Source organism: Pseudomonas fluorescens group sp. PF-1 (assembly GCF_054481335.1).
In genome coordinates, this window is sequence record NZ_JBTMNG010000003.1 from 155145 (window position 1) to 167183 (window position 12039).

General features: G+C 54.3%; 11 protein-coding genes. 6 read left to right on the plus strand and 5 right to left on the minus strand.

Annotated features, from left to right (window positions below):
- Positions 1 to 15 precede the first annotated feature (15 nt).
- On the minus strand, positions 16 to 492 hold the full coding sequence (locus ACX3YD_RS32615; RefSeq protein ID WP_011154398.1) for a hypothetical protein: 477 nt from the start codon (positions 490 to 492) through the stop codon (positions 16 to 18).
- Between the two features lie 554 nt (positions 493 to 1046).
- On the opposite strand from ACX3YD_RS32615, the gene ACX3YD_RS32620 reads away from it, so the two are divergent.
- Positions 1047 to 1307, plus strand: a complete 261-nt coding sequence (locus ACX3YD_RS32620; RefSeq protein WP_169870527.1) for a hypothetical protein — start codon at positions 1047 to 1049, stop codon at positions 1305 to 1307.
- 782 nt (positions 1308 to 2089) lie between these two features.
- On the opposite strand, the gene mobI is transcribed toward ACX3YD_RS32620, so the two are convergent.
- A complete protein-coding gene (gene mobI / locus ACX3YD_RS32625) occupies positions 2090 to 2584 on the minus strand; it encodes a conjugative transfer protein MobI(A/C) (protein WP_013100926.1) in 495 nt (164 codons plus the stop codon).
- Positions 2585 to 2844: 260 nt separating this feature from the next.
- On the opposite strand from mobI, the gene ACX3YD_RS32630 reads away from it, so the two are divergent.
- The 5 genes from ACX3YD_RS32630 to ACX3YD_RS32650 all read left to right on the plus strand — a co-directional run bounded on the left by ACX3YD_RS32630 (position 2845) and on the right by ACX3YD_RS32650 (position 6219).
- Complete coding sequence (locus ACX3YD_RS32630) at positions 2845 to 3825, plus strand: ParM/StbA family protein (RefSeq protein ID WP_028621613.1); 981 nt, start codon at positions 2845 to 2847, stop codon at positions 3823 to 3825.
- Positions 3826 to 3861: 36 nt separating this feature from the next.
- Complete coding sequence (locus ACX3YD_RS32635; protein ID WP_080922816.1) at positions 3862 to 4134, plus strand: hypothetical protein; 273 nt, start codon at positions 3862 to 3864, stop codon at positions 4132 to 4134.
- Positions 4127 to 4696 carry a transglycosylase SLT domain-containing protein gene (locus ACX3YD_RS32640; protein ID WP_013100924.1) on the plus strand — a complete coding sequence of 190 codons (570 nt, stop codon included), beginning with the start codon at positions 4127 to 4129 and terminating at the stop codon, positions 4694 to 4696. The genes ACX3YD_RS32635 and ACX3YD_RS32640 overlap by 8 nt, the downstream gene beginning before the upstream one ends.
- A 10-nt stretch (positions 4697 to 4706) precedes the next feature.
- Positions 4707 to 5741 (plus strand): hypothetical protein, encoded by a 1035-nt coding sequence (locus ACX3YD_RS32645; protein ID WP_013100922.1) that lies wholly within the window; start codon positions 4707 to 4709, stop codon positions 5739 to 5741.
- Between the two features lie 103 nt (positions 5742 to 5844).
- Positions 5845 to 6219: a hypothetical protein gene (locus ACX3YD_RS32650; protein ID WP_013100921.1), complete on the plus strand. Its 375-nt coding sequence runs from the start codon at positions 5845 to 5847 to the stop codon at positions 6217 to 6219.
- Positions 6220 to 6283: 64 nt separating this feature from the next.
- Here the strand turns inward: ACX3YD_RS32650 and ACX3YD_RS32655 are convergent, their stop codons facing one another.
- Genes ACX3YD_RS32655 through traF form a run of 3 tightly spaced genes read right to left on the minus strand, consistent with a single transcriptional unit; the run spans position 6284 to position 11933 of the window.
- A complete protein-coding gene (locus tag ACX3YD_RS32655) occupies positions 6284 to 9499 on the minus strand; it encodes a conjugal transfer protein TraG N-terminal domain-containing protein (RefSeq protein ID WP_458962157.1) in 3216 nt (1071 codons plus the stop codon).
- A gap of 11 nt (positions 9500 to 9510) precedes the next feature.
- Positions 9511 to 10911, minus strand: coding sequence for a conjugal transfer protein TraH (locus ACX3YD_RS32660; RefSeq protein WP_013100919.1), 1401 nt, complete (start codon positions 10909 to 10911; stop codon positions 9511 to 9513).
- Positions 10908 to 11933: a conjugal transfer protein TraF gene (gene traF, locus ACX3YD_RS32665; RefSeq protein WP_169870533.1), complete on the minus strand. Its 1026-nt coding sequence runs from the start codon at positions 11931 to 11933 to the stop codon at positions 10908 to 10910. The genes ACX3YD_RS32660 and traF overlap by 4 nt, the downstream gene beginning before the upstream one ends.
- Positions 11934 to 12039 lie beyond the last annotated feature (106 nt).

Sequence of the window (12039 nt, forward strand, 5' to 3'; positions counted from 1 at the left end):
CTTCGCGACACGTTATTAAGCATGACGTTTCAGCGACAACCAATATCTCCCCGTATTCGGGTTGCTCAGCAAGTATACTTGCTCCATCCCCTCAAAAGAGGTGTCCAACTTTTGGACGCCAGCCCCGAAATACTCCCCCAAACGCGACAACACTTTTTCCTGTTCTGCTTGCGGCTGGTCTTTAAGTTCATCGAGAACCATCTTCAGCTCTGTGATAGCGGCGGCAAAAAACGTTCTTGCTCGCAACGCATCCGCTTGCCCGAGCGTTGACTCGTATTCACTAAGCACTACCGCCATCGCCATAGAACTCCGCTCACGCAACCCTGCGCACTCCTGAGTGAGTACGATTGCAATTAGGAGATCATGACTGCCCGGAATGTCTGCATGCAGCACCTCCAATATTTCCTCAGACCACTCCTTATCCGCAGGGAGGTTGTATCCTTCAAGAGAAAAACTACCGCTGGCCCCGATCAACTCATTAACGCCGTACATAAAACATTTTCTCCGTAAATTTGTAGGTCACCGTAACGGCCCGCACTCATCCGCTTCGCGACACAGGGGGGCATCTACCACACCCACCAATGTCTATTTTATGGAAGTGAGCCGCTTCACTGCTAATACGGTTAAGGCCCAGTCGTCTTGCTGGACTCTCGCCTCACTGCTAATAACCTCTGCACATATAAACCACTCTTCAAATGTCCCTCCGAGGGCTTTACCCCAGGGCAGGCAGGAAGACTCACTGCTAATAGCTGGCCTACACCTGCCGTTTTGACTCGTAGCTGATGCGATTCATCAGGCAATAGTCGACAGTGTATCCATCTATCCGGGTAACGATTTCCCCAGTCAAATCGAGCAGAGCAGATGCCCCTGCGTAAAATCCAATTCCGCCGCTGGCATATTTTCCGCTCCGAATCTGGAATCCTTTGGCGTCAGTGATGGATACGCCGGATATTTCGTGCCATAGGAGAAATACACCCTCCCCGTACAGGCCGTCATCCCGCACTGAAAAAAGAACCTGCCGGAGTTGGCTCCCATGGGCAACGCCTATGAAATCGCCGTTTGGTAGCACCGGCGGGAATAACCTGCCGCCATCTCTTTTTCTAAACTCCAAATGTCACCGCCTGTTCATTGCCGTGTTTCGCCGGCTCTTTATGTTCGATATCACGCTGGTGACAACCAATGCTGACTTGATCGACAAGCTTACGCAGCAAGCGATGCCGGTAATGCACATGCCAGTGAAAATCATCCCGTGGATTGCTGATGTCCATGCTCCGAGGTATGGCAGGTTCGCGAAGATCATTCGCTAGGCCCTCCCCTTACGCTCGCAGATTTGCCAGCCAAGGCTTTCATCGCCGCCCGCAGTTTCGCGCAGTCGGTTTTTGCATCGCTGAGTACATACCTCGATCCGTAGTAGGTCAGCCAGGCGGTTGCTAACCCGGCACTCAATGCGCCGATTGATCCAAGCAGTAGTTCCAGTTGTTCGCTCCCGAGCATGAGATTTACTCCCTCTCAATCCTGGCTGCTTACTCCAGCCCGCAAATTTGCGCTGTGCCAATGCTCCCACCATCGCAATCAATCCCAAGGATTTAGTGCGCTCCGAATCCGCTGCCCGCCCTCTCCCTGCCCGCAGGTGCTTGCTCACTTCCGTTACACCCCCTTCACCCGCTTCGCGACACAGGTTCAGGAAAACCACCCTCACACCACCTCGCTTGCTTATGGGAGTCTGACGGTTCACCTCACATAGAGAGAAAATCGCATTGGGGCTAGTTTCATGCGCGCCGCTCTGAAAGGCCCGCGCAACGGGGCGTGTAGCGATATCCACGTCAGATGGTTGCCGTGAAGGGGTGTCGTCATCGCCAAAGGGGTGTCGTGAAGGGGTGTTGTGAAGGGGTGTTGCTGGACTGAAACGCCCGCCCGCTAAGGCGTCGCGGCTATTCAGCCGGGTCAGTTTGCAGCAAACGGTACTGTGAAGAGGTGTCGTCATCGTCGAAGGGTGTCGTGAAGGGGTGTCGTGAAGAGGTGTTGTAGGTCGGAGCCCTTGATTTTGTTGGGCTCCACCATTTTTCGGCACAGTTCCCAGGCGACTCGCTTAGTCGGACGTTGCGGGGTAATCATGAGTGATGAACGCAGAAATCGAGCCGTCAACCACGCCAGCTTTCTTCACCGCAGGGACAAGCTGACGGCGGACTCGCTGAATGACCGAGCACGTTTCCCGGATCTCGGCGAGCTGGATTTCGTAGGCCCGAACGATGTTCTTCAAGGGCTCCTTGACGAATGAGAACGACGAGACCGGGTACTTGCTTCCCTGACCCTTATTGATTGTCCGGATGACCCGCGGTTTCTTGGCTTCGCCTTCCTTGAGCCTCGGCAAAATGACTTTCGCCCATTCGATGGTGACGGCATTCGGGCTGGATTGCCGAATACGGATCACGATCGGTATGTGCCCTGGCTTACCTGCGTGCAGTGAAAGGGCTGTCTGGAAGAAAGAGTCGCGCAGCTCCTCCGCTCGGCCGACAAGGCTGGAATAGACGCGATCAAGCTCCGCTACTGCTGGGTGCTTGGGGGCTTCAGAGGGTGAGTTCATATGTTGCTCCTTTGTGGATGGGAGCATTTTGCGGGTCGACAGAGAAGGCGTGGATCGTTTTCAGACGCTAAAACGTCCTGAAAACGAAGCCCAAAGCTTTCAGGAAGGCTGATTATTACGGTGCGTCGTCATCTGGTGACCGGGTGATGCAGATATAGCGCTTGGGATTCTTTGGATGTGGGGTTTCATGTGCTGCGGGGTCATTCGCGTCGTCATCTGACGCACTTCTTTTGTCATTTTTTGCTGGGAGCGGCATTCGAATGGGTAACGCCTTAGGTCTGGATATTGGTTACAGCAACGTGATTGGCGTTTTTGGCAGTGGGGATGGGCATCCGGAGTCGATTATTCGCCCCTCGCAGGCCGCTCCCTTGAGCGTTCTGCCTGGGGATTCTGGGTTACGCGCTGGTGAAGTAATCGTGGAGGTTGATGGAGCGCCCTGGGTGGCATTTGCCGCGCCCGGCCGTGTTCAGGATGGACGAGAACTGCACGAGGATTACACGTCTTCGCACGCCTATGAGGCCCTGTTTAAGGGAGCTCTGCTGCATGCTGCGGGTGATAAAGACGTGATTGACTGCTTAGTAACTGGCCTTCCTGTCTCGCAGGCTCGCGATAAGGCCTATGTGGAAGCCCTAGTAAAGCGTATGACTGGGACGCATCGCATTACGCCAAAGCGAGAGGTTACCGTTAAGCGAGTAGAGGTTGTTGCTCAGCCGATCGGGACTCTGACAGAGATCTACTGCAACTCAGATGCATCGGAAGTTATTGAGGAGTCAGTTTCGATCATTATCGATCCGGGATTTTTCAGTGTTGATTGGGTCGTATTTGACCATCGCGAGCTGGTAGTCAACTCCAGCAGCAGCAGCCTCAAGGCTATGTCTGTTGTACTTGAAGCGTGCAATGAAGAGATTGCGAAGGATCATGGCGGTATTCCTGGCGTAGAAAAGATTGAACATGCGCTCCAGTCGGGTAAGTCATACATCCTGATTTATGGCCGCAAGGTTGAACTTGCAGAATATCTAGAGCGTGCTGCCGAACGTGTTATCCCATCCGTTTTCACTGAGATTAAGCAAGGACTTCGATTCCTGAAGGGCCGTGCTATCGACTGTGTGATCCTCGGCGGCGGGGGAGCCTCATTGTATGAGCCATTTGCCAGAAAAGAATTTCCCGATGCATTGGTAGTCAAGCCCGTGAACAGCGTAAAAAGCAATGCCGAAGGTTTCTGGCATATCGCACGCTCTTAATTTAACGGGTGCGCAAGGACGCGCTAAGGAGGGAATGTGGATAAAACGATGAGACTACAATGTCGAGTCACGCCAGCGACACAAGAATTGCACGCGCATCTTGAAACTATTGACCCCGATTATCGGGGTAAAAGACTTGTTGCAATGGCAGCGCTATATCTAAGCATGATAAGTGCGACCGAAGATGCTAAAAGCAAGCAAGCAGATACTCAGCAAGATAATATTGTTGCTGATGACAAAAAGGAACAAGTAAGTAATGAGCCAGCCTCTCGTCCAGTTGCCAGCTGGATAAGGGGGGCAAATGTTTAATATCCGTATCAGCTCTTTTATTGCAGTATCTGCATGCATTGCCATAGGTACTTCAGTGAGCGCTAAAGCTAATGGCTTTTCATTAAAAGGAACGATGTGGGAGCGAGCGTCAATGGCCTCCGCATGCAAGCCGGACCCTCTGCTTCTATATTCACTAGCTCTAAAGGAATCTAAAACATCTGCCGGAAAAGGCATGATTGCACCACACCCGTTTGCGCTTCGCAATGAACCTAGTGGCGCTCTGTACCCTAATACCTACATGGATGCCAAGGCTGTACTCGGCAAATATATTGCCGAAGACATCCTCACCGACATAGGGATTATGCAAATAAACTATCGTTGGAACGGCAATAGAGTAGCGCGCCCGGAGTTTCTTCTTGACCCCGAGGTGAACATCCGCGTTGGTGCTCAGATACTTTGCGAGTCGATTGCTCAATATCCTGTCGATATGCAACTTGCTATTGGTGGGTACCATACACGAAACCCAAAGCGTGAACTTGACGCACGCGAGTATGCGAGTAATGTGCTCAGCATTTGGCGTTCACTACAGCGTTTAAAGTAAGGGCAGGGACATGCGAGTTAAGATCAACGCATCGATGATACAAATGGGTCTGCGCTGGCTGACATCTGGCTTGCGGGATTTCAATGTCATTCTCGCCGAGCAGCGCTTGACTCAAAGCGATATGGTTTGGCTTTCGTCTTTGAGCGCGAACCAGCGTCAGTTGAACGCTGTAGATGCCCTTCCCGTTTCTCTCTACCGTGTTCACTACAACACCCTGAAAGTCGGCAGGGGCTACCTGGACGATGAGGAGTTCAGGGAGATTGGCAACAAGATGGTCATGTTCATGGAGTTTTGTCATTTCTCCCGCGTCAACGAAACAAGCCCTATTCTGGCTGTAGGCCTCGACGATGTTGGGTATCGGGTGTTCGAGGCAGGATCTTTCGACTCTCGCATGATGCTGGTGAGCCGCGGCGGGTTCTCGATTGGCACCAGGTGCAACCTCAGGAAGCTGAGGATGAACCTATCATCGCCAGATGATCAACTGAGAGACGTGACCACCGTATTGCTTGGCGACCTTCGGTACTTCCTGAAGCCTGGCGTAAGTGGCATAGGCCGGGTTAAAGACTATCCGTCTACGATGCCCCTCGATGTGGTTGCGACCGAGTTGCTTCAGCAGAAGCTACAGCCGAAGCTGGTCGCGCAATGGACAGGATTGAATGCAGACGAGGTAGTTCGGATGAAGCGCTCCTTGCTACGGGATACCCCCCTTGTCCAGTCCCAAAGCGGGCGAATACAGGCACCGAATAAGACACTGGCTGAAAGCCCTCTTCACAGCCTGCTCTACCTCACTGTGTACAGGCTGCTCGCCGACAATCCTCTTCGGCGGACGAATGCTCGCGCGGTGGTTGCGGCTCATCGTGAGTATGTGGAGCTGTGTAAAGCGGTTGGCGTCGAGGCCAGCGATATGATCTCCCCTTCCAATGGCTACCAGCTCAGCAACGCAATGAAGACCGGAGACATCACTCTCACCCCATGCAGCAAGTGCAAGGAGATCAATGCTCGTTACGCGCTCAAGCCCGGCCGATGCATCTGGTGCAACCACTGAATCCCATCCACGAGAAGCTATTCGCAAACCCTGCTCCCCTTGGTTGGGGCTTTCTGTTTGGGTTTCTGCCTGGTAGTGAGATTATGTTGATGAGATGAATTGAATGGTGAACGAGATGCGAAACGACAAAGTTGAGTGCCAGTGCTGCAAGAAGATGATGGTCCCGAAGGTCATCACTAGCGCCCCTTTCTACATCAGCGGCATCCCTGTTGGTGGCCGTGACCCTGAGTCCTCGGTTTGTCCGTTTTGCCTGTCGCCCAAGTGGATGCTGACTGAGCAACAGGTTCTCACTGGCGCAAAGGCGAATGCTGAGTTTTTCGGCATCATGGTGTTGCTTTTGATCAACATCGTTGTGTTCGCCCGCTTGGGTGCTGAGGCGGTCGGTGTGAGCGTTGGTCTGTCTGTTTTGTTGTTCCTGTTCCGGGAGCAAATCGCAAAGGCGGTGAAGGATCGGCTGACTGAAATCTTCAAGGGGTAAAATATGCAGTTGGGTAAGAAAAAGGCCGGGGAATCCCGGCCTTGTCGTTTCAGCTTTATGTCATCTAGTCAGCATTGATTCCTGTCGGTCGCTGAGGTTTGAGGTTGGTGGGTTCCGCCGAGGATGGTGATGGAGCAGGTGGTGGAACAGATCTGGCTGGTTGTGGGGCCGGAGCCTGGGTTGGAACTTGAGGAACATCCTCGTTCGACGGGCCCTGGTACGCCTGGTACTGCACAGCATCCCTTGAGTCCGCGAGCGCCGTCAGGGTGGGATAGGAACCGCTTTCAGGGGCCTTGGCAGCATCATCGATCGCAGTAATAGCCCCGGCGATGTAGTTGTCATCCCGGATGCCTTGGCTGCGGTAGTAGCTATTCAGCTCACGATAAGCATCCCCTTGGGACTCGCCGAACTCACCAGTTGCTTTGGCAGCAAAGTATTGCGCCTCCTCTGGCTTCAGCCCTTGACTGATACCAATGTCATAGTAGTTGTCGAGCTTTTCACTATCTGAGCTGCTGCGGAACGCTCGAGCAATCGTATCGATACCTGTAAACGCCGAGTTGGCACCTTCGGCCACTACCTTGCCTAGATTGGAGCCTTGTCTTGCGGCTTCGCCTCGCTCCGCCAGGGTGTCATAGGCCGCTTGGGATGAACGGTTATCAATGGCTCCCGAATTCGACGTGCTTGCCTCTATCACGGGCTTCAGGTTCTCAGCATTGCGCTGATCAATGGCCGTAGCCCCATCTTCCTTCGTAGCCTGATAACCGCTGACGTTCATGTCGTTCGTGCTCGCGTAAGCACCTGCATTGGAGCCCCACTTCGCATCGAACCTGCCGCCAATGGCATCTGTGCCAGCCGTAGCGCTCGCAGCATCACCGGTGAGACCGGCGTTCGCGTTGGCATCGCCTTGGTTGACGTTGAAGTCGAAGGGGTTGTATGGGCTCATCAACAGCTCACCAAGGCGTCCATCCTGGTTGATCGCACGAATAGCTGCCATAGCACGACGCTCGCTCGTGTCTTTCGACATGTCTTGGATGCTTTGGCTACCAAAGGCTTGTTTGTACAGATCTTTGCCTGACTCTGTTTGTCCTGCCATTTTCTCAAGCGCCAGCGCAGTTTCATTGCGGCCGAGCCCGCGGGTGAGCGCTTTGACGCCGGCGTCTCTAAGGTTGAGTGATTGACCTGCCTTAATCGAATCTTGTTGAGCAGATGCCTGGCTATAGGTCTGTTGCGCCTGAAGGGCACTCGAACGGGTTTTCCCGATCTCGTCTGTGTTCGATGCGCTCTGCTGCGCCAACGCGCTACTGGAGAAGGCATCGCCCGTCGCAAAGGTCAACGTGCTCGAATCGGTTGCCTGGACAGACTGCGTAAGTTGCGCGAGTGCTTTTTCCGCCTTGGCTCTGCTTTCCTGAGTCATGGTGTCGGCCGAGGTGTTGTCCGACCGCTTCATGCCGCCAAGTGGCGTAGAAATGCCCATCGCGGCGTTGGACGTGGCCTGATTCAGCGACGACTCGGAGAAGCCGAGGCTGCGCAGGGACTCTTTTGCCTCGTTGTAAGATGCATTCGAGCTGAGGACCGAACCTGCCGAAAGGTTTTCCCCGATCTGCGCAAGTGCTTGCCGTCCTGTGGCAGACGAGTTGAGTTGTTGCCCGGCTGCCTTGAGACTTTCCTGGTACTGCGAGGTTGCAGTTTGGGAGGCCATATTTGCGCTCTGCACGACCGCACTAGCGGCCTGCTCGCTGCTGATGGTTTCTGCAAGTTGCGGAGTGCCTGTTTTAGCAACGCCCGCGCTTACCTGGTCAGATGTGAACGAAGCATTGGTGCTTAGGACAGGTGCGCTCTCCTGAGATCGAGGAGTAACGTCTTCGGACTTGAATTTGTCGCCTGCCGTCATTTGGCTCATGACGCTGTTGGCAACCATGGCAGAGCCGGAAACGATGAACAGTGCCAATGGAGGCACGGACGCCGCAAGCAGACCGCCAATACCCAGTGCCTTGCCGATGGCTTTGTCTATGTCCATGAGTTGGAGCATTGCGAAACCAGAACCTGTGGGGTCGTAGCCGTTGAATACGGCTTCCATCTGGGAGCCTGCATACCAGAGGGTAAAAGCATTCACGATACTCAACAGCGGCATCCACAAACCCACCGCCAGCGGCAACACGAGATACTTGCCGAGGATAGAAAGGCCAGGCCCACCCAGGAACAAAGCAAAGGCCATGAACGGCGTCATCGCATAGAGCATGCCCTCGAAGAAGGCGATCATCGGTCTCATGTAGTGTTTGAAGCTGTCGCCCTTCCCCGCCCATTGAATTTCTTGCTGGTTGAGCGATTCGCGAAGAGCCATTGCGGCTCTTTGCTCTTGCCAATGGTTCATGGCATCGACACGGGAATCGTTGAAAATCGGCGCAATTAGCGAAGTCAAAACGTAGTCCTGAGCCGACTTGCTACTCAGTGCGAGGCTCTGAATAGCTTGGTCAGTAGCGGCTTGAACCTGGATACCGCTGGTCATGCGGTTGGTCTTGGCCTCTTCGCTGAACCCTTTCTGGAGAATGTCCTCTAGCACGTCTGTATAGACGTTCTGCAAATGGGCGTTGAGAAACGACCGCGCCTCTGCACAGCTTTTCATGGTGCCGGCGGTACCGTCATAGACGTAGATGAACATCGATGAGTTCTGGTTTGACAGCACCTCCGCCCAGCCAGGCGATCGGTACAAGTCGGTCAAGGTCTTATCCGTTCTCAGCGCCACGGGGTTCAGTGAACAGAATGTCATGTACTCGTTCACCGATCGGGGCAGATCCCACCCGTCCGCTTTTCGGTAGTTTTGGAAGCCGTCCAGTGCCATCGGGTTCCGAAGAGCGTCGCGCACTTTCGACAATGTGCTCAGGCTCGAGAACAGCCCGTAGTCGGTCATGCTTGGAGTAGAAAATGCCTGCTCCGCGGTTTTTGTAATGCCGTAGGCCACCGTTGAGATGACTGAGCCGACAAAGGCAGGGCCAAGAGGCACGTTGTCCACCACCCGCACCTGCGACGACACCGTATCCTCGATAACAGTGGTGGCTGTAGGACCGTAGAACATCATGTAAAGGACGAGCACAAGGCCCGCCTTACCGAAGGTAATGGCCTGGTTGTTAAAAACTGCTTGGAACGCCAACAGAAAGAGGCCTATCAGCGCGCCAATACGGGCAAGATCTTCTGCGTCACCGCTGCCTGTGATCATTGCGCAGGCATTGAGCATGATCTCAAGGAACTCGGCGCTGCCTGTCGTGTAGATAGTGAAGTCCATGGATATCTCCGTTACGCGCCTGCGTTATCGTTGATGGTTCCCTGTGGCAGGGTTCCGCTATCAAACACAGGGGCCATCTGGAGCATTTTTTCTGCTTGGCCATCGGCATCTTTGCCCTGCATTGCGTCCTCGATGTACGAGCGGTATTCGTCCATGAGCTCACCCTTTGTAGCCCGCAGATCCTCGATCACCTTCCCAGCATCCGCCATGTTTAGGCTGGTCAGGCCCTTCTCTGTGTGCCCAAGCAGCTGGTAGATCAGGCTCATCGATGCATCAGCAGCAATTTTCTTGGCGAACTGATTCAGATAGTCATAACCGGATTGAGCCCCTGCCTTCTGGGTGATTTTCATCAGATTCACCCCTACGCGGCTTGATGCGAGGTATGCAATCCGGTTTCCGTCAGCAGCGGTTGCAGTGCCGTTGGCAAAACGCTCAAGGATTCCATTGTTTTGAAGATCCTCAAGGATTCGGGTTTCGAGGCCCTTGAAGCTGGTGAGAGTACGGATGTTCGGGTCTGAGCAGTCAGGGTCATCCTGGTCGCACTGGTAGACCTTGACATCGAGATTGGTTGAGCCTTCAACCAGAATCTTCAGACCTTCGCCGGTGATGAGCTTCGGCATGGGATGCGCAGCGAAGTTTTTTCCCCCGCTGGCGTCGTTGGTGAGCGACACGTTGTAGCTGCCGACCATCGACATGATGAATTCCGCGTTTTCATCGCTGCCGAATAGGATCTGCGACTGGAGGCCAGACTTCATCATGGCGCACCACAGAACGTTCCCTGTGTTCTCGCATTGAACGGCCTTACCAGAGGCAGCAATCCGGTTCGCTGGAGAGTCTTCTTTGGTGGATTTCGCGGTAAAGAAGTCAGATGAGACGTTCGACCCGAAGGCCGTCATCGCGGATTTGAAGTCGGTGCTTTCTTCATATGCCTTTTTGGCATTCGTAACCAACCCACTCGCCAGCTGGCAGCTGTTGGAAAACATTTGATTGAGCGCCTGGATCTTGTTGGCCAGGTTGCGGATCACGCCACCTGTCTGAGCGTCCATCGCATCGAGGGCCAACTCAAAGGCAAAGCCCGAAACAATGCCAGCAGCGTTCGACGCCACATTCCTCATGAGCGCTACGAACTCTTCGCCGTTGATAAAGGAGAACGAGCCACTGTAAAGGTTGATCCCCCCGCATCCACCCTTTGCGCTTGGCGGGGTAATGCTGATGAGGTTGGCAGTGGATATCCGATTCCGAAGGACAACGGAGCCGCCGGTAATAACCCCGCGGGTGGCTGTTTTATATGCCCCTGGACTGGTGACGTTGATCATGCCGCTGAACATTTCATTGACCTGCTGTTGAATGTTCGCGTGAGCCCCGAAGGGCACCATCAGCGCTACAGCAAGGGCGATCGGTTTGATTTTCACTGGGCACCTCCGTTGTCTTTTTGAAAGGCGCGACGAGCTTCATCGCGCATCCGATTCACGAATTCGTTAGGGTTTTTTGTTGCGTCGGGCGGTGCGTCAGCCAGTTTCGTGGCGTCGATCAAACCCATGGTGTTAAGGCGGGATGTGGCGTTGTATTCCTGATCGGAAATCAGCCCCGCTTCATTCGCCGCCATTAGAATCCGAGTGGTTGCCGTCTCCATTGAAACGGTGCTGAAGCTGACGATCTTCACGTCATTCGGAGGGATGACTAGGGCCAGCGCCGGCGAGGTGATGATGCCCAGCTGCTCTGCGAGCCCAGTGTCGTACTGTGTGTTTGGGTATTTGCCGCCAGGAAGGGGGGCCCCATCCATCGAGACGGGCATGACAGTAAACCCGTACCTGAACTCGAGAGCAGAGACCGCTGCCAGGGCCTGTTCGCACAAAATGCAGTCATTACCGTTGTAGAAGAACATCAGCGCAGAGCTGCCAGCGATGAGCTTCAACAGGGTTTCTTTCTGCTTGCCGGCCGCAGTTGCTAGAGCGTCAGAAGCGGCGTTGGAGGCGGGATAACGCATATCCTCGTCGAGGAATGGGTCATTACGGATTACGTCGACGGAGTGACGTGAGAATCGCTCGGCCTTGTCGAGCATGATTCGCTGAGCCCAGAAGTACGCACTCACATTCTCCTTGGTGGGGTTATCCATGGCTGCATCACGCAGTTTCGGAAGCATTTCGCGAATCCACGCCACGCTGCCGGTCGGTGGCAGCTCGGGCGCGGCTGGCTCGGAGGATTCCGTTTCGGCTTGAGGTGGGGGCGCTGGAACCGGCGCGGGCTCGAGTTTTTCGGGTTCCTGTTCAGGAGGCGGATCTTCGTACCAGAACCAGCCGCGCTCTTTGTCCTGGTAGAACGAAGAACCAGCAACCTGGGGCGTTTTTGACTCGGCGGGCTTGGTCTCTCCCGCAAGGGAAGTGCTGCTTATAGCGGCAGCAAGCAACAAGATGGGAAATTTTAGGGGCGTCATGAGTCCGTCTGGCCAAGATGGGGATGCTCGAATTGTGAGCGTTGGCCAACAGGAGGGGGCGCGTTTTCAGGCGCTTTTACGGTCGGAAAAAGAGGGGGAAGTTGAG

Coding starts and splice junctions, on each gene's coding strand:
- ACX3YD_RS32615 (WP_011154398.1), bottom strand. CDS start 492: ATGTACGGCGTTAATGAGTTGATCGGGGCCAGCGGTAGTTTTTCTCTT.
- ACX3YD_RS32620 (WP_169870527.1), top strand. CDS start 1,047: ATGAAATCGCCGTTTGGTAGCACCGGCGGGAATAACCTGCCGCCATCT.
- mobI (WP_013100926.1), bottom strand. CDS start 2,584: ATGAACTCACCCTCTGAAGCCCCCAAGCACCCAGCAGTAGCGGAGCTT.
- ACX3YD_RS32630 (WP_028621613.1), top strand. CDS start 2,845: ATGGGTAACGCCTTAGGTCTGGATATTGGTTACAGCAACGTGATTGGC.
- ACX3YD_RS32640 (WP_013100924.1), top strand. CDS start 4,127: ATGTTTAATATCCGTATCAGCTCTTTTATTGCAGTATCTGCATGCATT.
- ACX3YD_RS32645 (WP_013100922.1), top strand. CDS start 4,707: ATGCGAGTTAAGATCAACGCATCGATGATACAAATGGGTCTGCGCTGG.
- ACX3YD_RS32650 (WP_013100921.1), top strand. CDS start 5,845: ATGGTGAACGAGATGCGAAACGACAAAGTTGAGTGCCAGTGCTGCAAG.
- ACX3YD_RS32655 (WP_458962157.1), bottom strand. CDS start 9,499: ATGGACTTCACTATCTACACGACAGGCAGCGCCGAGTTCCTTGAGATC.
- traF (WP_169870533.1), bottom strand. CDS start 11,933: ATGACGCCCCTAAAATTTCCCATCTTGTTGCTTGCTGCCGCTATAAGC.